Annotated in this window: 16 protein-coding genes; 13 read left to right on the top strand and 3 right to left on the bottom strand. The window is 49.9% G+C overall.

Annotated elements, in window-relative coordinates:
- The 5 genes from AC1DWB_RS08910 to AC1DWB_RS08890 all read left to right on the top strand — a co-directional run.
- Nucleotides 1–398, top strand: a 398-nt coding sequence (locus AC1DWB_RS08910) for a Rossmann-fold NAD(P)-binding domain-containing protein (protein WP_477540696.1), incomplete at its 5' end; no start/stop codon positions are given.
- Between the two features lie 470 nt (nucleotides 399–868).
- Nucleotides 869–1,606 (top strand): hypothetical protein, encoded by a 738-nt coding sequence (locus AC1DWB_RS08905; RefSeq protein WP_477540695.1) that lies wholly within the window; start codon nucleotides 869–871, stop codon nucleotides 1,604–1,606.
- Between the two features lie 11 nt (nucleotides 1,607–1,617).
- Nucleotides 1,618–3,306, top strand: a complete 1,689-nt coding sequence (locus AC1DWB_RS08900) for a vWA domain-containing protein (RefSeq protein WP_477540694.1) — start codon at nucleotides 1,618–1,620, stop codon at nucleotides 3,304–3,306.
- A gap of 60 nt (nucleotides 3,307–3,366) precedes the next feature.
- Nucleotides 3,367–4,506, top strand: coding sequence for a toxic anion resistance protein (locus tag AC1DWB_RS08895; RefSeq protein ID WP_477540693.1), 1,140 nt, complete (start codon nucleotides 3,367–3,369; stop codon nucleotides 4,504–4,506).
- A gap of 45 nt (nucleotides 4,507–4,551) precedes the next feature.
- Nucleotides 4,552–5,220 (top strand): YdeI/OmpD-associated family protein, encoded by a 669-nt coding sequence (locus AC1DWB_RS08890; protein WP_477540692.1) that lies wholly within the window; start codon nucleotides 4,552–4,554, stop codon nucleotides 5,218–5,220.
- Nucleotides 5,221–5,332: 112 nt separating this feature from the next.
- Here AC1DWB_RS08890 and AC1DWB_RS08885 read toward each other — a convergent pair whose 3' ends face one another.
- The 3 genes from AC1DWB_RS08885 to AC1DWB_RS08875 are packed head-to-tail and all read right to left on the bottom strand — an operon-like array spanning nucleotide 5,333 to nucleotide 10,557.
- The gene (locus tag AC1DWB_RS08885) at nucleotides 5,333–7,000 is read right to left on the bottom strand and encodes an extracellular solute-binding protein (RefSeq protein ID WP_477540691.1); all 1,668 of its coding nucleotides are present in this window, start codon (nucleotides 6,998–7,000) and stop codon (nucleotides 5,333–5,335) included.
- A 37-nt stretch (nucleotides 7,001–7,037) separates the two neighbouring features.
- Nucleotides 7,038–8,591, bottom strand: a complete 1,554-nt coding sequence (locus AC1DWB_RS08880; protein WP_477540690.1) for a response regulator transcription factor — start codon at nucleotides 8,589–8,591, stop codon at nucleotides 7,038–7,040.
- Nucleotides 8,569–10,557 (bottom strand): sensor histidine kinase, encoded by a 1,989-nt coding sequence (locus AC1DWB_RS08875; RefSeq protein ID WP_477540689.1) that lies wholly within the window; start codon nucleotides 10,555–10,557, stop codon nucleotides 8,569–8,571. The genes AC1DWB_RS08880 and AC1DWB_RS08875 overlap by 23 nt, the downstream gene beginning before the upstream one ends.
- Nucleotides 10,558–10,673: 116 nt before the next feature.
- Between AC1DWB_RS08875 and AC1DWB_RS08870 the strand changes: the two genes are divergently transcribed.
- The 8 genes from AC1DWB_RS08870 to AC1DWB_RS08835 all read left to right on the top strand — a co-directional run bounded on the left by AC1DWB_RS08870 (nucleotide 10,674) and on the right by AC1DWB_RS08835 (nucleotide 20,961).
- Nucleotides 10,674–11,591, top strand: coding sequence for an ABC transporter permease (locus AC1DWB_RS08870; protein ID WP_477540688.1), 918 nt, complete (start codon nucleotides 10,674–10,676; stop codon nucleotides 11,589–11,591).
- 54 nt (nucleotides 11,592–11,645) lie between these two features.
- On the top strand, nucleotides 11,646–12,518 hold the full coding sequence (locus AC1DWB_RS08865) for a carbohydrate ABC transporter permease (RefSeq protein WP_477540687.1): 873 nt from the start codon (nucleotides 11,646–11,648) through the stop codon (nucleotides 12,516–12,518).
- A gap of 87 nt (nucleotides 12,519–12,605) precedes the next feature.
- Complete coding sequence (locus AC1DWB_RS08860; protein WP_477540686.1) at nucleotides 12,606–14,204, top strand: extracellular solute-binding protein; 1,599 nt, start codon at nucleotides 12,606–12,608, stop codon at nucleotides 14,202–14,204.
- Nucleotides 14,205–14,884: 680 nt separating this feature from the next.
- Nucleotides 14,885–15,865: an ABC transporter permease gene (locus AC1DWB_RS08855; RefSeq protein WP_477540685.1), complete on the top strand. Its 981-nt coding sequence runs from the start codon at nucleotides 14,885–14,887 to the stop codon at nucleotides 15,863–15,865.
- 27 nt (nucleotides 15,866–15,892) lie between these two features.
- Complete coding sequence (locus tag AC1DWB_RS08850) at nucleotides 15,893–16,762, top strand: carbohydrate ABC transporter permease (protein ID WP_477540684.1); 870 nt, start codon at nucleotides 15,893–15,895, stop codon at nucleotides 16,760–16,762.
- Between the two features lie 75 nt (nucleotides 16,763–16,837).
- Entirely contained in the window at nucleotides 16,838–18,463 is a 1,626-nt protein-coding gene (locus tag AC1DWB_RS08845) for a type 2 periplasmic-binding domain-containing protein (protein ID WP_477540683.1), read from the top strand.
- Between the two features lie 82 nt (nucleotides 18,464–18,545).
- Nucleotides 18,546–19,703, top strand: coding sequence for a Gfo/Idh/MocA family protein (locus AC1DWB_RS08840; RefSeq protein ID WP_477540682.1), 1,158 nt, complete (start codon nucleotides 18,546–18,548; stop codon nucleotides 19,701–19,703).
- Nucleotides 19,704–20,235: 532 nt separating this feature from the next.
- Nucleotides 20,236–20,961 carry a Fic family protein gene (locus tag AC1DWB_RS08835; protein WP_477540681.1) on the top strand — a complete coding sequence of 242 codons (726 nt, stop codon included), beginning with the start codon at nucleotides 20,236–20,238 and terminating at the stop codon, nucleotides 20,959–20,961.
- Nucleotides 20,962–21,844: the final 883 nt, after the last annotated feature.

Here is a 21,844-nt window from a genome sequence, read left to right as displayed (position 1 = left end):
CTTTGTATACTGATTTTGTCGGAGTGCTTGGTCTGGATGTTGCCATAGCTACAGGTGAACTACGCACTTACCCTGGAGATTGGAAATTTAATACTGTGACACGTAATGATCTTGCCTTAGGAATAGCAGCAGTTCTTTCCGAACCAGGCCATAAGAATAAGACATATGAGCTTACTGCACCTCGTCCATGGACCTTCAATGAATTAGCGCTGGTTCTGTCTGATCTTACAGGTAAGCCTATTACTCTCTTTCAAGATCCACAGATTCAAAATTGGATATATGGTTTTTTGGGCAAGATTGATACTTCCTCAACCTCACCAGATTTGGAAAGATTAATTGGAAACCCCGTCACTTCACTGAAAGAAAGCATAAAACAAATGTTCGCTACTAATAAATGATCCCGAGAATAAGTCTTAAGCAGCGAAGCAATCAACAGAAAACGGCTGAAATTAACTGCTGGATATTGCTGCGGTTGTAGGCGTCGCAGGCTTTGATTTCTTGGACTAACTCCCTAACGATATGCGTACGTAAGTTTCGTACTCGCTCCGGCTCGCGGCGGTTCATATCCTCCATAAGGTAGTAACACGCCACATTGTGCAAGGCAAACCCATCTGTAGTGGGACGAATAGCAGCCCTTATATTTGGGGGCTGCTTTTTTTTAGGTAGAATGCCCGCAATTTCCATTACTGTTTGGTGATTTAAGCTGATTTAGAAGGAAAATGCCGGAAGATGTCGAATTTTAAGGATGGATTGACCCGGCAGGATGGCTGAAGGTGACGGTGTCCAGCAACTTCGTACCAGTCTGCTTCTGGGTGTCTCACTTCTGGTACCTCAGCATATCCTAATGGAAGTAAGGGAGGGATGAGATTTGATTGGAACCAAGTACATAAAACTACTAGCACTTATTCTGTGTGTAGTTGTTTTGAATATTATAGTACTCTCGCCCGGATTTGTGGGGGTGGAGATAGGTGGAAGTGCGCTCACAACAGCATTAGGGGTTACATTGCTACTCGCTAGTGTACTTGTGTTGCTGTACGGGAGTTATGTCTGGTTATTCAAGCAACCTGTTGTTATACCTGTTAAGCAAATTAAAACGCACGAGGACTATGTAGAGGCGTTGAATCACTACAGACATGTAAAAGCGCTGGAGGGTGATATTGCGCTTGCCTTGGAGCAGTTGGGTCGGATCAGGAAGAAGACGGATACCTTGATGACCGTCCTTAATCAAAGATTCGATCCGGCTGAATTAAGCTACAAGAAGTTTGCATCCGTTACGCAGGAGGTAGAAAAGCTCTTCTACCTTAATGTAAGGAGTATCCTGAACAGGCTCAACGTATTTGACGAGACAGAGTTTGAGAGTGTCATGAATAAGAAGTCGACTTCGTTCTCTCCGGAGCTTCTTCGAGAGAAAACGGACGTGTACAACGAGTACTTGTCGTTCGTGAAAGGTTCGCTAGGTACTAACGAGGAAATTTTGTTGAAGTTAGATAAGCTGCTGTTGGAAATATCCCGCTTGGACAGTTTCGAGCTGGGTGATATTGAAAATATGCCTTGTATGCAGGAAATAGACTCCTTGATCAAACAAACGAAGTACTATAAACAGTAAGAGGTGTCATAATGACGAAAAAGAGTAAGTTTTTCCTATTGTCGGCTTTTATTCTGGTAGTTGTGTTTGCCCTCGTTTATTTCGGGGTGAATCTAACCTCAAATTTCGGGAAGACAAAGGCGCAGGTGTCTTCGGAAGATGCAGCTAAGCAATTAAGCAAACTGTATTCCGACATCTCGGTTTCTAAGGAAACACCTGCAAAAGGTCAGATCGACCTTAACCCTGCCGATGTGGCGGAGTCATTGCCGGATATCTCTAAGTTCGCAGTATCCGTGAACAATACGACTCCTAATTTTGTGGAGATTTTCTCGTCTACAGAAAAGTCGGGCACGGGTGTTGACGGTTGGCTGAATGGAGTAGCGAACGATTTCAACAAAGCGAATATTGAAGTTGACGGCAAACCGGTCTCAGTCAAGATTCGTAATATTGCTTCCGGTACAGCCTCGGATTACATCAAATCCGGTAAATATGTACCAGACGCCTACACACCTTCCAATGAGCTGTGGGGGGAGATGGTCAAAGCGAGTGGCGTTAAAACTCAGCTTGTCACTAAGCGTCTTGTCGGTAATGTTCCCGGTATTGTCATAGCCAAGGCGAAGTATGACGCTTTGGTAAGTAAGTACGGTTCCGTAAATGTCAAAACGGTCACCGAAGCGATCTCGAATAACGAGTTTTCTATGGGGTATACAGATCCCTTTGCCAGTTCTACAGGCTTAAACTTTCTCATAACAGCGCTCAATACGTTCGACAGCTCGAATATCTTGGGAAGTAAAGCGGTTCAGGGGTTTGAGAAGTTCCAAGCCAACGTCCCCTTTATCGCATCAACAACTATTCAGATGCGCGATGCAGCGAAGTCGGGTATGTTAGATGGGTTTGTTCTGGAGTACCAAACCTATGTCAATGCAGCGGACTTGAAGAGTGGGTATGCTTTCACTCCTTTCGGTGTAAGACATGATAGTCCATTGTACGCTCTGGGTGACCTACCGCAAGCGAAGCAAGACATTATTAAGAAATTCGCTGATTATGTCGCCCAGGAGAAGTACCAGAAATCCGCGAAGGATAATGGCTTCAATGGCCTGGAAGACTACAAGTCTGAACTCAGTCCGGTTGATGGCAGTCTTTTGTCCTCGGCGCAAAAGGTATGGAAAGAGAAGAAGAACGCCAATAAAGCGATCGCGGCGGTATTTGTAACCGACGTGTCTGGCAGTATGGCGGGCGAACCATTGAAACGCTTGAAAGAGTCTCTGTTGAAGGGTCAGAAGTTTTTGGGCAAGAACAACAGTATCGGACTTGTCTCCTATTCCAGCAAGGTAACGATCAACCTCCCGATCGCAAAGTATGATACGAACCAACAGTCGATGCTGGTTGGTGCGGTGAACAGTCTTCAATCCGGCGGCGGCACGGCTACCTTCAACGGTATTGTCGTAGCCTTGAAAATGCTTCAAGATCAGTTGGCGCTTGATCCAAGCATGAAACCGATCATCTTCGTCTTGAGTGATGGAGAGACGAATGAGGGGTATTCGCTGAAAGATATTAGGAGTCTGATTGAGTACTATAAGATTCCGATTTATACGATCGGTTATAACGCAGATATTAAGGCGCTTCAAAGTATTTCGAGCATCAACGAGGCGGCAAGTATTAATGCAGATACAGATGATGTAGTCTACAAGCTCGGCAACTTGTTTAACGTTCAGATGTAATGTAGTCAAGAATTGGCTTACGATGCTGGCTTGCTGACGCAAGCCCCTAGGAGGGTTACGATGTCATTTTCGATGGAAGTAGCAAGTCCGGAAGAGATCAAGGTAGCGATTGAACAAGAGGTGAAGCCTGTACCTGAGGAAGTGGCGAAGCTCAAGGAAGTAGCGGATTCCAATGTGGCCACGATCATGGCGTTGGATATGGAGTCGCTTGAGAAGCGCAAAGAAATCCTGCAATCCATCGACACTTTCGGACTCCAAACGATGAAATTGTCCTCGGATAAAAACACGTTACTTCAGGTATCGGTAGGGAATCTCTCCAAAACGGGTGATGAGGGTGGTCAAGTAGCCAAAGGTTTGGCTGAATTGCATGTTCAGTTGAGGGATTTGGACCCGAGTATAATAGATTTTGCTAAGACGGGTTTCCTCGGCAAGCTGTTCAATCCGCTGCGTGCTTACTTCCTCAAGTATCAGAAGGCCGATGCTGTGATTGCGGATATTGTGGTTTCTCTGGATAAGGGCAAGTCGACCCTCAAGAACGACAACACCACATTGGAGATCGAGCAGCAAGCACTCCGGGATTTGACCAAAAGGCTGCAAAAGGAAATTCAGCTCGGGGTATTGATGGATGAATCCATCGAGTCGCAGATCGAAACGGCCAAACAGCGTAATGAAGACCCTGACAAGATCCGGTTCATCACTGAAGAAGTGCTGTTTCCTCTGAGGCAGCGGGTGATGGACCTGCAGCAGATGTTGGTAGTCAACCAACAGGGGATTATTGCCATCGAAGTCGTAATCAGGAACAATAAGGAATTGATTCGCGGGGTAGACCGAGCTAAGAACGTTACGATCTCGGCGTTGAAAATTTCCGTTACGGTGGCCAGTGCGCTCTATAATCAAAAGATTGTTTTGAAAAAGATCGAGCTCTTGAATCAAACCACGAACGATCTGATCGCCAGCACGTCCAGGATGTTGAAGAATCAAGGAGTGGATATCCAGAAGCAATCGCTTCAGTCCAGTGTCTCGGTAGACACCCTGAAACAAGCCTTTACTGATGTGTTGTCGGCTCTGGATTCTATCAGCACCTACAAGCAGGAAGCACTGCCTAAAATGCGTGAAACGATCAATCAGTTCCGGGAATTGGCAGATGGTGGCGAGAAGCAGATTCAGCGTCTGGAGAAAGGCCATAAGCTCGGTCTGTAAGGGTGGAATTACAAGTAAGCGACAAATGGTAAGGGATGAAGCAGAATGACGAAATCGATAGTAGACAAGCTGGGTTTGCACAAGTACGAACAAGTTGCAGTATTGGATCAACCTGAGGGGATGGACTATCTATCGGAATTGACGGGCTATGCGACTACGCTCAAGGATCGTGTGTTTGATCTCATATTCGCCTTTGTGTTAGATATGGAGTCGCTGAAGGAACTGGTCGATCGTGTGATCGAACATCAACATCTCCGTAATAACGGCTATCTCTTCGTGGCGTATCCTAAGAAAGGGAACAAGGTATATCCGACATTCATTCATCGGGATGACTTGTTAGGTGGTTTGGGAAGCGATGAGGACGGATATGTCGGGAATAGCACGATTAAATTCTCCCGTATGGTTGGGCTGGATGATGTCTTTACCGTGGTCGGGCTCAAACAGGACGCTGGAAGCAAGGACCGGACTTCAACAAATTCAAGCCAACGCGTAGATGATTATATTGCTTTAATTCCCAGTGTGGAAAAGGATTTGGAGGATGCGCCTGAGCTGCTTAGCATCTACCAATCGCTTACCCCCGGGTATCGCAAGGATTGGGCGCGGTATGTGTATAGTGCCAAACAAGAAGAAACGAGAGCCGCGCGGCGAGAGGAAATGAAGATGATTCTTCAGGCAGGGTACAAAAGCCGCGAACTGTATCGCAAAGATCACTGAGGCTGGGTGTAACAATCCCGACCCGGCATTCCTGTAGCCACAAATGCATGCACATTCGCGGCAACAGGAATGCCGGATCGGCGAGAGTCGGTTCATACAATGGCCACACACCCTACTTCTTCTGCGCCGCTCGCTGCTCCTTGAAGAGGTCGTAGATATCCTTCGTTAGGATGATGCGGTCTCTGTCCTGCGCGTAGAAGGTGTGATACCATTCATCGACCTGCTTGCCGCCAGCTTTCTCCCACGTCGTAATCGCATCCAGCTTGGCCATCTCCGGCGTGTATCCTGGTGTTAAGACCGCTTTGATCCAGATGTCACCTTCGGCTGAACCGATCTGCCGGGTTGTCGCTGTCATAATCTGCTGCAGGTCCTTCGGCAGCTGAGGCATCTGCTCGGAATGCGTCGGGCCTGCTACATGCAAGTCGAAGTTGACATACGCCGAATTTTGCTCGAACATCGTCTTTACCTTCGCCTGCAGCGGATCTTGGTCATCCAGCTTGTTCGTCCCGTAGTAGCAGTTGCCGGACAATAACGGCGATGCCAGCATCGCATAATCACCGGAACCGAAGTTGAACTCCGCACGCCAGCGGTCGAGATTGAGCATTTGCGGACATTTGCCTGGCACGGTCATGCTATGCACACCATCGAAACCGTAATACATTGTCTTCATGAACTTATCGGAGGAAGCGAAGTCCACGTATTTCATAACAGCTTCCGGGTCCTTCGTCTGAGCGTTCACGACCGCTGTCATCTGGAACGGATTCACGAAGACCGGGTTGAACTGTCCGACCGACGTCTTCGGATACGGCATGACGGTTAGCTCGGCATCAGGGACATTTTTTTTGAGCGGCAAGTAAAAATCGGTATAGAAGGTGATCGGTACATTGAATTGCTCCATGTAGATGCCGATCTTCCCGTTCAGGAAATCTTGCTTCGCCTTCCACCCGTTCTTGTCGTTCATGTAATTGCGGTCGACGAGACCTTCGCTGTACAGCTTCTTCTTAAAAGCGGTCACCGCCTCAATGTTGTCCCACCCATGCACGAGCTCGTTGTTCCGTACGACGAAGTCCGGATACGTCACGCCAAACATTTCGTCCAGGATGGCCCCAGAATTGTTAGACATAGCGATCCCATACGTATCGTTCTTGCCGTTGCCGTCCGGGTCCAGCTCGGTGAATGCCTTGGCCGTGAGGTACAGCTCCTCCGTCGTATGCGGAATGTCCAGCTTCAGCTTCTCCAGCCAGTCGGTCCGAATGAACAAGCCCCGCATCGGAATCGTTTCGTTGATCCGGCCGAACTGATACAGCTTGCCGTCCGACCCAGTTCCCCCCTTGACGAGAATGGGGTACTTCTTCAACAACTCCTTATAGGTAACACTATACTTGTCGATCATGTCATCTATGGGACGCAGCAGCCCTTGGTTTATCCAGGGGTACTTGATCTGTGGCGAATATTCGAGAATCAAGTCCGGCGCTTCCTCAGCGGCGAATAGTGTGTTCAACCTCTGCTCGGATTGAATACGCGGCACAGAAACGAACTTGACGTTCACCGGCCCGTTCTCATTAATCCAGCGGGTGATGCGGTTATTATCAACCGTTCCTTCGCTGGACGGAATGGTGCCTCGGTCATAGATCGACACAGAGATGGTCCCCCGCTTGGTTGTCGATGTCGGCTGTCCACTGGCCGACGGCTCCCCGTCAGCCTTGCACCCCGACATAAGCAAGAGGACCGCCGCTCCGATGAGCATCGAGAAGACACCCTTGTTCCAGCTAGTTACCATGGCGGTCTCTCCCTTCCACACAGTATGATCCCACACTTCAGCTCTGGTACAGCTTGCGATATTCCTTGGGCGAATAGCCGGTCGCTTGTTTGAACAGCTTGGCAAAATAGTTCGGCAAATCGTACCCGATCACGCCGGACACTTCCGTCACATTCATATCTGTATTGGACAGCAGCTGCTTCGCCCGCTCCATCCGCAGGTCGATGAGAAATTGGACGAAGCTGCGTCCCGTCTCTTTCTTGAACAGGTGACTGAAATAAGCGGCATTCAGATGAATGTGGGAGGCAACCTGCTGCAGCGATAACGGCTCAGCATAATGCTCCTCAATATACCGGACCGCCCGGTTGATCGCGCTGACGCTGTACTTCATCTGCCAATCCTGGAACACCCGCAGGAAGGTCTCTGTCTCCACGGTCATCCAGTAGCGGGCTTCCTCCATCGTGCGACATTCGTGAAGCTTACCGATGCGCTCCGTGAGTGCCTTCGGGTCGTACGCGCTTTCCAGTTGCTTGCGAGCCGTATCCAATAGCGCGAAGCTAAGCGATAGTGCCTCGATCTTCCATGTATCGGTTTCCAGACCATAGCTGCCAATCTCATGGATCAGCTCGCCGAGATAACTCCGAAGCGATTCCGCTTGTCCAGCCGTGATGAAAGCGACCGTCTGTGCGCTGATCAACTGCTGCTTGGCGCGATTAATCGGGAAGGCGTAGTCTACACCGTTGCCGGTCGGAGCGTCGCTAACCGCAGGAGGAAGGGGGCGCGCCTTCTCAGCAACCGATTCATACATGTCAGGCAGCTGAAGGAGACGTGGCACGAGGCCGCCCTCGCGGGCATGCACCGTCAGCCCCAATAACGGTGTAATCGTTGTACATACCGACTCGCAGAACAGTCGCTCCTTGGCCGAGGGCTGCAGCAGCAAGCCGAATCGTCCGGCCTCTATCAACAGCAGTGTGCCGGATAATCCGTGGTTGTCCAGCATCTCGCTAATGATGTTCAGAACGGCGAATTGCAGGAGCGGCACATCGTGTTTCTTGAATTGCTTGTGCGCAGGGAAGAAGTCGACGATCTGGAACACAATGAGCCTTTGGCCGCCAACGGTCCGTTCCAACTCCGTGAGCAGTTCTACCGGATAGGGGAGACGAAGGAAGATCGAGCGCAATGTATTCTCCAGCCGCAACTGATGCTCGCTCGCCGCCTTTCGTGCTATCGCCTGCCGCTCTGACAGGAGAGCGTCCACCTTAGCCAGCACCTCATCTATATCTGACTTGCTGCAAGGCTTGACTAGCAAATCCAACGCACCGTTACGCAGTGCGGTTTGCGCATACTGGAAGTCTTGATAACCCGTAATGACGATGAATTCAATGTGAGGGAACCGGGTCTTCACTCGCTTCAGCAGCTCCAGCCCGTCCATAATCGGCATCCGAATGTCGGTAATGACCAGGTCAGGCTGGCAATCGGCGATGAGTTGTTCCGCTTCCTGCCCGTTATCCGCCTCCCCGCATACGGTCCAACTCGTGCCGGAACCGGCGATCATCTTGGCCAGCCCTTTGCGGAACAAGGGCTCGTCTTCAACCAGCACGATGCGTGTCATCTTCCGCTCCTCCTTCGTTAGGATTGATAGGATGGATATCGTATGGCAATGTAAGCCGGATAAGCGTCCCCTGGGTCAGTGGCCGAATGTCCAGACCGTACGGCTCGCCGTGCACCAGATGGATGCGCCGCGCCACGTTGCGAATGCCGATGCTTTCCCGATCCCGCCGTTCATCGTAGAGCCCTTGGTCCTCCATCGCACGTCGAATCGTCTCCGTTGGCATGCCGCAACCGTTATCCTCGATCTCGATAATGAGCTGAGCGCCTTGGCGGTATTGCAGGAAGGCTCGAATCGATAGTCGTTTATCAGACGTCTGATCCTGGAAGGCGTGAACGAACACGTTCTCCACCAACGGTTGGAGCAGCAGTCTCTGCATCCGACCTTGCAGCAGTTCATCTTCCGCTTCGATCCGTACGGTCAGCTCCTCGCCATGCCGTGCTTCCTGAATCGTCATGTAGTTGCGAATCTGGGTCAGCTCATCCTGAAATGTGCTCGGTGTCGAGATCGAGGCGAGTGAGTAGCGCAGCAGCTCCGACAAGCTGGTCACGAGCGAAGCCGTCTCGGCATCGTCGTACAAATACATGATTTTCCAATAGATCGTATTCAATGAATTATGCAGGAAGTGCGGGTTCAGTTGAGCCTGTAAAGCCTTCAGCTCGGCTTCCTTCTCACTCAGCCTACTGACGTACACTTCCTGAATGAGCGATTGAATGTCGGCGACCATCTTGTTGAAGCTGTCTGCTAGAAAGGCGAATTCATCATTCGATGTCTTCGGGATGACCTCGCGGAAGCTGCCTTCTCTCACTCGCTGCATCGCCCGAACGAGCATATGAAGAGGACGCAGCATCTTGCCGCTGAAGAACGAGACACTGAGCGCCATGAGTAAGACGCTGACAAGACCTGATACGAGGGCGAGCTGGTAGACGCTTCTCCCCTTCGCCTTAATATCAGCGAGCGAGATGCCGCTTACCAAGGTGAAGGAGCGCGGCTCATATATGCTCTTCACGAACAAGAAATCCTCATTGTCCAATTGCTTGATGAACATGCCGGCCCGGTTGTCCAGCTGGGGCTCGTAGCCCTCCCGGCCTTCCGGTTCCCGGCTGTATAGCAGCTTGTTGTTCTGATCGTAGATATACGCCCCTGTGGTGCGGCCTGCCATCAGCGGATCGAGCGAGCTGCCGAGAAACGTCTCGTCCAGAATGAGAATCATCATCCCATACACAGTCTGCTGCTTCGTCGACTTCAACCAGCGTGCCGCGACCAGGTTGCTCTTCTTCTTAGAGGGCTCCGATGAATCCGTAATCTGCATACGCTGCCAGACGATTTCCGCAGAGCTTGGCTTCATGGCCCCCTTGATCTGATCGTAGAACTCAGGGAACTGCACTTGAATCGATGCGGTAGACTGGTTAAAATACACGTTCCGCCCCTGCAGATCGACGATATATAGCCCGCGAATTTGCGGCGATTCGTACTTGAGCGGGAATAGCATCGAGGTCAGCTCGCGCTCTAGCATGAAGTTCCGGTAAGCTTCACTCTCCCCATCCGCCGGCGCGGCGTGCATACTCTGCACGTACTGCTCCACCATTGGATGGAAGAACACGAAGTCGGTGATCCGGTAGATATCCTGGATTTTGAATCCGATCTGCTCACTCGTCTGCTCGCTCGTCTTCAGATATTGCTTGCTGATCTCGCCCTCGAACAAGTTCAGGTTGATCCGGTAGGACACATACCCCGTGACGATCGAACAGACGATAATAATGACCGAGAGGCTAAGAATAAGCTTCACTTTAAAATGCTGATTGATGTAACGGATGAGCGATGGATGCTTCATGGGGCCGTGAATTCCTCCGATACGAAAGTACATGTCATCTTCATTGTAATCGGTTACAGCACATCCGACAGCTAGCAATAATTGAGAAACGGATAAAATCTTTAGATTCTGCGCTGTCCCCTTATTCCCCTGCATTTGAACATCCCCCACCTAAAAATCGTATCCATTTCCCCATAGTTCTTAGATGTTCACTCGACCCGGAAACCGTACACTTAAGCCAACAACAACGATCCGAGGTGAACGAAATGGGTATGTCCGGCAGTTGGAGACAGGCGCTCCGCTACTTGAATCAAAAAAAATATTTGTACATTCTGCTAATCCCGTGCGTGCTCTACTTCTTCATCTTCAACTACATCCCGATGTACGGTGTCATCATGGCGTTCAAGGACTTCAACTTTGCGAAGGGCATTCTGGGAAGTCCCTGGGTGGGGCTCGATAACTTCCGGTACATGTTCGGGTTGAGCGACTTCTATACGGTGTTCTGGAATTCGTTCTATCTGGGCATCCTGCGGCTCCTATTCGGCTTCCCGTTCCCGATCCTGCTCGCACTCTTCCTGAATGAAATGCGTAACCTAGTTTTCCAACGGGTGTCACAGACGATTATTTATTTGCCGCACTTCATCTCCTGGGTCGTCATCGGCGGCATTCTCGTCAACTTCTTGTCCCCGACGTGGGGCGTGGTGAATATTTTCCTGGTCAAGCTGGGGCTCGACCCGATCTTCTTCCTGGCCGATCCCGACTACTTCCGACCTATCGTTATCCTGAGCAGCATCTGGAAGGAATCCGGCTGGGGCAGTATCATCTACCTCGCGGCAATTGCGGGCATCAACTCAGAGCTGTATGAGGCGGCGAGCATCGATGGGGCGGGCAGGCTGAAGAAATTGTGGTACATCACGCTGCCGGGCATCAAATCGACGATTGTCGTGCTGTTCCTGCTGCGGCTCGGCCAGATTATGGGCAACGGCTTCGAGCAGATCTTCGTCCTGCAGAATCCGATGAACCTGGACGTATCCGAAGTGTTCGAGACGTACGCGTATCGAGTCGGTATCTTGGGAGGGCGCTTCTCCTTCGGTACGACGGTAGGGCTGTTCACCTCGGTCATCGGGCTGATCTTCCTGCTGATTGGCAACACGATAGCCAAGCTGTTCAAGGAGGAAGGTATATGGTAGCCCGCCGTACACTGCCAATCCCGTTCCTCACATCACGAGAAGGAGGCCGTTGCCGTGAAGATTAGATCCATCAGCGACCGATTATTCGACATCATTAACTATTTGTGCATCGGCATTTTCGCCTTAGCATGCTTGTTTCCTTTTTATTACGTAGCCGTCCTGTCTGTCACTCCTTATTCGGAATACCTGGATAATCCGTTGCTGCTGTTCCCGAGTCACTTCGAGTTCGGCGCGTATCGACAAATTTTCCAGATGCCGCTCATGTGGTCCGGGTACCGGAATACGATTCTGATCACGGTGCTCGGGGTCGCACTCAATATTGCGCTGCTGCTAGTCTCGGCTTACCCGCTATCGAAGAAGGATCTGAAGGGCCGCAATACCATCCTCATGCTCATCACGTTCACGATGTTCTTTAACGGCGGGTTAATTCCGAATTTCTTCCTCGTCAAGGATCTGAATCTATACAACACGCTGTGGAGCATGATCCTGCCAGGAGCACTTGGCGCATACAACCTGATTCTAATGAAAAATTTCATCAGTGAAATTCCGCCTAGCTTGGAGGAATCGGCGTTCATTGACGGGGCCAACGAGATTACCGTGCTGACCCGCATCATTATCCCGCTGTCGAAGCCGGCGATCGCAACGTTCGTCATTTTCCATGCCGTTACGCAGTGGAACACGTTCTTCTCGGCTATCATCTACACATCCAAGCGAGACTTATGGCCGCTCATGCTCATTCTCCGTGATTTGGTTGTCGATGACGGGGGCATTGCGAAGGATGCGATGGACGCGAGCAGTGCCGGGGTGACGGTCTTCACAATCAAGATGGCGATCATCATCTTCGYGACGCTGCCGATCATTCTCGTGTATCCGTTTCTGCAGCGGTTTTTCATGAAAGGCCTAATGGTGGGCTCCATCAAGGGCTAACCGAATTCATTGGCTTCACTATTTGCTTATAGCTGCCAGCCTTGCTTGCAGTTGTAATAGATCTTACAGTCAAAGGGAGAGTTGGGTATGGGACAAAAGGTGGTCAAGGTCAAGTATTTCGCACGCAGTTTGGCTGCATTGACGCTGATCGTACCGGTTGTGGCGGCATGTGGCAGCAACAGCGACAGCAAGGACACGAGTAAGAACGCAGCTACCACGACTCCAAGTGCAGGGGCAAGCGCCAAACCGGCGGCACCGGCTACGATCAAGATGTTCAACCGGGTGAATGCCGGCATCGTGCTGGAGAACAATCCGGTCGTAGCGGAGGTCGAGAAGCTGGCGAATGTCAAGCTCTCGATCGAAGCGCCTCCGATCAACAACTATGTCGACAAGCTGCAGGTCATGATGGCTTCCGGCGATTTACCAGACCTGGTGTACAACTGGGGCGGCGCGGATGCCAACATGGAGACGTGGGCGAAGAACGGCCTGCTCACGCCGCTCGATGACAAGATTGCCAAGTACCCGAATCTGACGAAGAACATTACGAAGGAAATGTGGGATGGCGTCAAGTCAGTGAACGACGGCAAAATCTACATGATCCCCAGACCGAACGTAGTCAATCACTGGGGTTATACGATTAATCAACAGTGGCTCGATAAGCTGCAATTGAAGGCGCCTACTACGCTAGAAGAGTTCACGAATGTGTGCAAGGCGTTCACGAAGAACGATCCAGACGGCAACGGCAAGGCCGACACATATTGCGTCAGCTTCTCCAACCCGACACTGGGCGGCAATACGATCTGGAACGCGTCGAACTTCCTTGCTTCGGCATTCAGCCTTCCGGTCGTGATCGGGGCGAAGGATATAGACGGCAGCTACAAGATTCGCGAGAAAATGACAGGCTACATTCCGTACCTGACCTACCTGAAGCAGCTGAATGACGAGAAGTTGATCGATCCGGAATTCCTGATCAATAAGATCTACGTCGATCAAGACAAGCTGAATCAGAGCAAGATCGGGATCATCTACTCCCATCAATATGCGGTTATGGGCAACTTGGCCAAGGATAAAGATTCCGACAAGAAGTATACGTTCCATGGGGTATTGAAGGACTCAAACGGAGTCGCTTCGGACTGGGTGCAACCGGCGGTATGGGGCGGTTGGATGATTCCGAAGTCGAGCAAGAATGTCGATGCGGTGCTGAAGTTCCTGGATTGGGGCAATACGACCGAAGCGAACGCGCTCCTGCAGATTGGCGTGAAAGGACTAACGTTCGATTCGTATGACCCGGCGACGAAGAAGATCAGCCGGACAGCGGATCAGAACACGAAGCTGACCACCTTGACGAGTACCTACATGACGCTGGCCAATGCGATTGACGGCAGTGCGTCCACAATTGAAGGAGCCGACACCGAGGAGCGTCTCGCCAAATACAAGGCACAGCTGGATGATGCGCTGAAGCAAATGAAAGTGATCAACATTCCAGCCGTTCGTTCGCCTAAGATTCTGAACTTGAACAGCGCCATTCCGGATTTGGTGAAGAAGAAGGACGATCAAGAGATGAAGTTCATCCAAGGCCAAATCTCGCAGCAGCAATTCAAGGACTTCCTGGATAAGGAATGGTACCCGGCTACAGCGGATGCTGAGAAGGAATATGTCGACTACATGAACAAGCAAGGTAAATAGCATGAAATGGTGCAACGATCGCCCTAGTCCAGGCTGCCTCAGCCGGATGGTGGGGGATCGTTGTTTTGTTAACATATAAGAATTTATAAGTTTTGGGGTTTTTCCTTTTTCAACTGATATGGCCTGGGAGCAAATTCGGTTATCTTGGCTGGGATGGAGTCAGAAACGGTAGTTGGATAAGTTAACTCGTCGATAGAATCGACAATCAGCCTGTATGTTAATTTCAAAAAAAATATTGATTCTGATTATTGGATGTCCTGTGATTACGTGGGATCATCTTGGACTCGGAAAAACCGGACGCGGAGCGTACGGACAAAGGAAACTCCTTGAAGGAAAGCAGAACAAAAAGGGAGTGAGCAGGAGAGTGGAGAAGCGAAGCGTCCGCCTTTGAAACCGATTCCTAACCACGACAACATTCCAATCAAAGGAATCGATTTCAACAGCGGGTGGAACCTCCTGTTCACTCCCTCCCCACGCGCCAAACGAAACTCAACCACTAAGGACCTGGCCGTAGGCTGGGTTTTTCTTATTCGCGGTTCCATCTGAAGAAAGTGCGATGTTCCGAAGAAATCGCTGCGGCGGAAATGGAGAAAGTTCGATTATTCAAAGATAGTTCTATTGCTCGAACCCGCCTGGTCCGGCTATGGTGGCAATAAGCAAACGCATAAAGGAGCCAATCGATGAGCAACGAGCACAACCAATCAACTGTCGCACGAAGAGCTTCGGCAGCGGGAACCGGGAGAGGCACGAGACGAGGCACAAGTTCATTCCACGCTTACTGGAAATACAAATACTTGACGTTGTTATTCCTGCCTGCGGTCGTCTATTACATCGTGTTTCATTACATCCCGATCTACGGCGTCATCATCGCCTTCAAGTCGTATAAGTTTAGCCTTGGCATATTGGGGAGTCCATGGGTCGGACTAGAGCACTTCAAAGATTTGTTCGCGGTACCAAGCTTCTGGCAAGTGTTCCGCAACACGCTGATCATTAGCCTGTACAAGTTCATATTTGGCTTCCCGATTCCGATTATTTTCGCGCTTCTCTTGAATGAGATTCGCCGGGCCTTCTTCAAAAAAGTCGTGCAAACCGTCAGTTACTTCCCACACTTCTTATCCTGGGTCGTACTTGCCGGGATGGCCGTTTCGTTCCTCTCCCCGTCATCGGGTCCGGTGAACTTGATCATGCAGGCGATGGGAATGAAGCCGATCTACTTCCTCGGCAACCCCGAATGGTTCCGTACGGTGCTCGTAGCGTCGGATATATGGAAGGAGCTAGGTTGGAGCACGATCGTATACTTGGCGGCCATCGCAGGGGTGAACCCGGAGCTGTATGAAACGGCAACCGTGGATGGAGCGGGTCGACTCCAGCGTGTGTGGAGCGTGACGCTGCCCGCCATGACACCGGTCATTACGATCATGCTAATCTTCGCGGTTGGACGACTGGTAAGCGATGACTTCGACCAAGTGTACAATTTGTTGAATCCGGCTGTTCTCGGCGTAGGCGATGTATTAGGCACCTATACGTACCGAATGGGCTTGGTCAATATGGAATACAGCTTCGCCACGGCAGTAGGATTGTTCCGCAACATTATCGCCTTCGTGCTGATCCTGATGGCCAACTATATCGCTAAGAAAATCAACGACTACGGCTTATGGTAGATCAGACGCACAGGAAGGAGAACTAACATGGTTGCGAAACGAATGACGTGGTTTGACTGGGTGAACAGCTTGTTCATGATTGTGTTGTGTTTATGTACGGTTTATCCGTTCGTGCACATGTTGTCAGTATCCTTGAGTACGGGCAGCGTGACGATGAATACGTTTCATATTATCCCGTCAGAGATGACCTGGGCGAATTATAAGAAGGTGCTGACCAATGATTTCATTCTCAGTGGCTTCACGAATACGTTAATTCGAACGGTATTAGGTACGACGCTTTCGGTTATTTTCACGGTTTTCACGGCTTATCCGCTGGCCAAACGATATTTTCCACACCGTACTTTCTGGACGACCTTCATCGTGTTCACGATGTTCTTCAGCGGAGGACTGATTCCCAATTACTTGCTAATTAAGGGGCTCGGCTTGATGAACACGACTTGGGCGCTCATATTGCCCGGCTTGATCAGCACGTTCTCCATGATTATAGCCCGGAATTACTTCATGTCGCTGCCCGAAACGTTGGAGGAATCCGCCAAGATCGACGGTGCCAATGAGATCGTCATCTTGTTCAAGATCATCATCCCAATCTCCATGCCGATCATTGCCACCCTCATCTTGTGGAGTGCAGTGGGACACTGGAACGCTTGGTTCGACAGCATGATCTATATAACGGATTCGCATAAACACGTCCTGCAGGTGGTCATGAGGCGAATCGTGCTGGAAGGGACGCAGGATATGTTGGATGTAAATCAGCTGGGCGATCCGAATCAGGTCGTCAACCCGGATACGATCAAGGCAGCTACCGTCATGGTATCGATTATCCCGATTATCTTGTTCTACCCGTTCTTGCAAAAGTATTTTGTCAAAGGCGTACTCGTTGGTTCTTTGAAAGGCTAAGTGCAGTGCACAACATTTGTAAGTATCCAACTTGCAAATTTGATGCTATAAATCTAATTAGAGGAGGGTCACATCATGCACTACAAAACAACGAAGACAACGAAGATTGCAGCCGCCGCCTTAAGCCTGATGCTCGTATTCCTTGCAGGGTGCAGCCAAGACAGCGGTTCCAACGCTCCTAAGTCGAGTGGTGAACCAACCAAGACGGCGGATGGGGATAAGAAAACCGATCCAACGGCACCGAAGGACGGGAAGACCTACAAGATTTCCTGGGTATCCGGTCAGTCGATGCCGGTCGATGCAGATGCCGAGATGGTCAAGTATTGGGAGGATAAACTCAAGGTTGATCTGGACGTATGGAATATCGAATCGACGAAGTACACGGACATCTTGGGGTTGAAATTCGCTTCCGGTGAAATTCCGGATCGCATGGCAGTCCGATCGTTCGGCGATCTGCAGAAGTATGCCAGCCAGGACATTCTGGCGGAAATTCCGCTCGATATGCTGAAGAAATATGYGCCAAACGTGTATGCTATGACCGAGAAGAGCTTCCCGAATGCGTTTAACTATGCCAAAGTAAGCGGTAAAATATATGGGATTCCGAAGCTGAGCTTCTACAGTACCTTCCGTTCGCCGATCGTATGGAGAGGGGATTGGCTGAAAAATGTAGGCATCGATAAATCGCCGGAGACTCTGGACGAATTCGAGAAAGCGGTATATAAGATTGCAAATGAAGATCCGGACAAAAACGGGAAGAAGGACACATACGGACTTTCCCAATCGTCTCTCAGCCTGGTGTACGGAGCCTACGGTTATCAGCCTAATTATTGGGCAGAGAAAGATGGGAAGCTGGTATACGGCGGCGTTCAGCCTGAAATGAAGGAAGCGTTGAAGCTACTCAGCAAATGGTACAAAGAAGGAGTCATTGATCCAGAATTCGTAACGGGCGAGAATAAAGGCGGCTATTGGGCACTATCCCACGCCTTCATCAACGGACGGATCGGGCTAAGCTCATTGGGTGTCTACTACCACTGGAAACCGCTTTTGTTCGAAGGAGACGGCGTCTCCCACGATTACTTGGAAGTGAAGAAGGTCAATCCGCAAGCGGCTGACGCTATGCTGTATGGCATGCCACCGAAAGGCCCCAACGGCAAGTTGGGAGCTCCACAAGCGAGCATGTTGACTGGTCAGTTCATCTCCTTCGGCAAGAAGCTGGAGAAAGAACCGGACAAGTTAGCCAAGATTCTGCAAGTTATCGAAGCGATCAGCGCGACATCCTATGAGAATTACGTAACGGCCATGTTCGGAGTTCAGGGCAAGCACTGGGATTTCGACAAGAACCAAATTCCGTTACTGAAGAACAACCTGCAGTCGCAAGACTTGGAGAAGATGGGCGCGAACAACGTGATGGAATCGTTGGAGCTGCCAGAGTATTCGAAGAAACGGAATGAGATAAGCGCCAAGTGGGCAGAAGCCAATTCGTTCGCCAAGGGAGGCATGACCAACAAGCTGCTGTCTCCATTGCCGTCGGAAGGCAAGTATTTGGCGGAGCTGAATAAGCTGAGTGATCAGTACTACATCTCGATTATTACAGGGGATAAGCCGGTTGATGCATTCGATGAATTCGTGAGCAAATGGAAGTCAAGCGGCGGTGACCAATTGACCAAGGAAGCGAACGATTGGTTTGCACAAATGAAATAAAGCGAACGAGAATCGGGCGGCTGCACAGCAATGTGTTGTCCGCCCGTTGATTTCAAATCAGATGGAATCGAGGTGGAGCTTTGTGACTTTGAAAGTAGGAATCGCCGGAGCACGAGGACTAAGTACATTATTGGGATTTCAAGCGCTGCCGAATGCGGAGGTTGTAGCCCTGTGTGACCTGCATGAAGGCGTGTTGATGGATCAGGCCAAGCGGTTCAACATTCCGCATACATACCGCATATATGAAGATATGCTGGAATCCGACATCGACGCGGTTGTCATCGCCACGCCGATGCAATTCCACTTGCAACAAACGATTCAAGCGTTGGAAGCGGGCAAGCATGTGCTGTGCGAAGTAACGGCCGGCGTGACGATGGACGAACTGTGGTGGCTGAAGGAAGCAGCAGAGAAGCACGATAAGGTGTACATGATGGCCGAGAACTATTGCTATATACCGGAAGTCCAGATCATATCTAACATGGTGTCGCAAGGGTTGTTCGGAGAGGTGTATTTCGGCGAAGGCGAGTATCTACATGAGAATAAGGAGCTGGCGCTCGGCTTCAATCGACGATTCCAGGGGCCGGAGGATGGCAGTCAGAAGACGTCATGGCGGAATTATTGGCAATTCGGCAAGCGCGGGGCGTTCTATCCTACTCACAGCCTGGGGCCGGTCATGCAATGGTTCAAGGGAGACCGTATCAAGGAGGTTTCCTGTGTAGGCACAGGCTGGCATACGGCGCCGCAGTTCCGGCAGGAAGATACGTCCCTCACGCTGTGCAGGATGGAGAGCGGCAAGCTCATTAAGCTGAGGCTGGATGTCATCTCGGAACGGCCGCATAATCTTAGCTACTATACGCTGCAAGGCACGAAAGGTTGTTACGAGGCACCGCGGGGGCTAGGCGATACGCACAAATTGTTCCTCAAGTCCGATCAAGTGCAAGGAAGCCATCCCGAATGGAAACCGCTGACGGACTACTATGATTATTTGCCTGAGCGATACAAGCAGGCGACGGAAGAGCAGCGGAAGACCGGGCATTGGGGCGGCGATTTCTTCATCGTGCAAGACTTCGTGGACGCGGTGTTCACAGGGGTTAAGCCAGCCATTGATGTGTACGATGCGTGCGAATGGACGGCGGTCGGCTTATTGTCCGAGCTCTCCATTATGAACGGGGGCCGGATGATGGAAATGCCGGATTTCCGCAAGCATCAGTCGTATGGGGAACAGATCATTAAGCTGTAGCTGTTAGACGTTTTTTCCTCTGCCCAGATCCGTTAGATTATATTATGATGGACATAAGTCATCTGACGTGCGGAAGAATAGTGGTGAGCTCTTCCATCAACCGCTGGGAAAGGGTTAGAGCGGTATGGATTATGATTTCTTAAACGGGTTCAGCCCCCAAGAGGCAAACCATTGATCGGGAACTTTGAAGTGAGCGGCATAACAATTCGTGTTGCACGAAGGAGTCTGTCAAGCCTTTGGTGTAATCGGATTGTTTTGCCGTCTTTTACTTGTACAACGGGTGAATGGCATGGCATCCTTTACTCCGAGTGTGACCTCTGAATATGTCGGGAAGAAGTCAGAATCTGGGGTACGGTTGTTCATTTTCTCTAGGTAATCGTGCGGGGGAGCAAGTGTAGATTAAAAGCTTTCCGAGCGCTACAATAGAAGTTGAGACACTATTATTATGTGTGTAGGCAGTGGAAATCCCGTCAATACTATTGATAGATTCAAATGGGCGGGATACATGAGAATGACGAAGGGGGATAGTCCTATGTTTGAAAGCATCGATAACAAGAAGCACCTGCTGGATCAGAAGAGGCCATTCCCTACGCATACTTTGCGCAGCATTAGAGAACATCTCATTGTGAACTGGACCTATCATTCGAATGCAATAGAAGGAAATACACTTACCCTATCTGAAACAAAGGTTGCCCTGGAAGGGATTACGGTAGGCGGTAAGACGATCCATGAGCACTTGGAAGCTATCAATCATAAAGATGCGATTTTATATATAGAAGAGATTATCAGCAGGCAGGAGCCATTATCCGAATGGCAGATCAAGAGTATTCACAGGTTGATTCTGAAAGGAATCCAGGATGAGTATGCCGGCGTTTACCGTAAGGAGAACGTGCTCATCAGTGGTGCTAATCATATTCCTCCTGACGCCACTCAAGTTCAACCCCTAATGGAACAGTTCCTGCTATGGTATGAAGGTGAGGGTCGTCAACAACATCCCATCGAGAGGGCTGCTTGGGTCCATGTCGACTTTGTTGGGATTCATCCATTCGTTGATGGTAACGGCAGAACGGCCCGTCTGTTGCTGAATTTCGAATTGATGAAGAGTGGCTATCCACCGATTGTGATTGAGAAGGAAGAGAGGGCGGAGTACTATGCTGGCCTTGATTTCGCACATACAGAAGGAGATTCTGCCCCCTTTCTTGCCTTGATTAGCAAAGTGTTGGATCGGACTTTCGATTTGTACTTGAAATTGCTATAGGTACTATTAGTGCAAAGGAATTATATTTATTGAGAATTGAAAAAAATGAAGGTTTTTTTGATCCTATAGCGAAATTATTAGTCCATAGGAACTAACTTTTTAGCAGCAACCCACTCTTATTATTTCTAAGGTAGCGGGTATAAAACAACTAATTCATGTGCATTTGTCTATTCTATTGATAGATGTGCAGTGGAGTGTAGCTTAACGTATCAGGCAACCAGATCTTGCAAACGGGGATGGGATTTTACTACAGGGAAGTAGGTCGCTCCCGAACGGGGGTGTGGGTTGAAACCAGGTTATGTCTAAGATCAGAGCGTAAGGGATTGAAGGTTCATAAAAAGGCTGTCTCGTGTGGGAGTGGGAGTTCCACAGGAGACGGTCTTTTTGTGTTTTCCGAGGTTCTGGGGGAATCTGGTCGAATAAATGGGGTTCAGTCGAGATTCGGGAAGATGGCACTATGCAGAAAGCATTGTTGTGGAGCTCATACGCACGAATCCTGCAAAAGTGCAGGATTTTTGATCCGTTTACATCCGAATGTGCCATATTGCTGCGAAAGTGCAACTTTTTGGCTGTAGTTCGGGCGAAATCGAGATCTTGTCGATAAAATAACGAAACTCAACAACCAAGGACCTCTCTGCGATCCGGACAAAAGGGTTTTAACGAATCCACGATTTATCGCCTATTAGACATAACATGGAAGTTGGAGAAATATGATGATACTGGATATGCTCAGAACCCGCCTAATAAGCGGGTTTTGTGCTTGCTGCACTTACAACGTTCACAAAAGAAGCACTCGAAAAGGGCCGAATGCGGGGCCTATCGCAAGTGGCGTATTCCATCATTTATGTTTTGTTTCCACTTAGACATAACCTGGAAGGACAAG

The organism is Paenibacillus sp. P4_E11, assembly GCF_056401635.1.
Note: the sequence above shows the minus strand (reverse complement) of the source record. Positions and strands in the feature narration are given on the sequence as shown.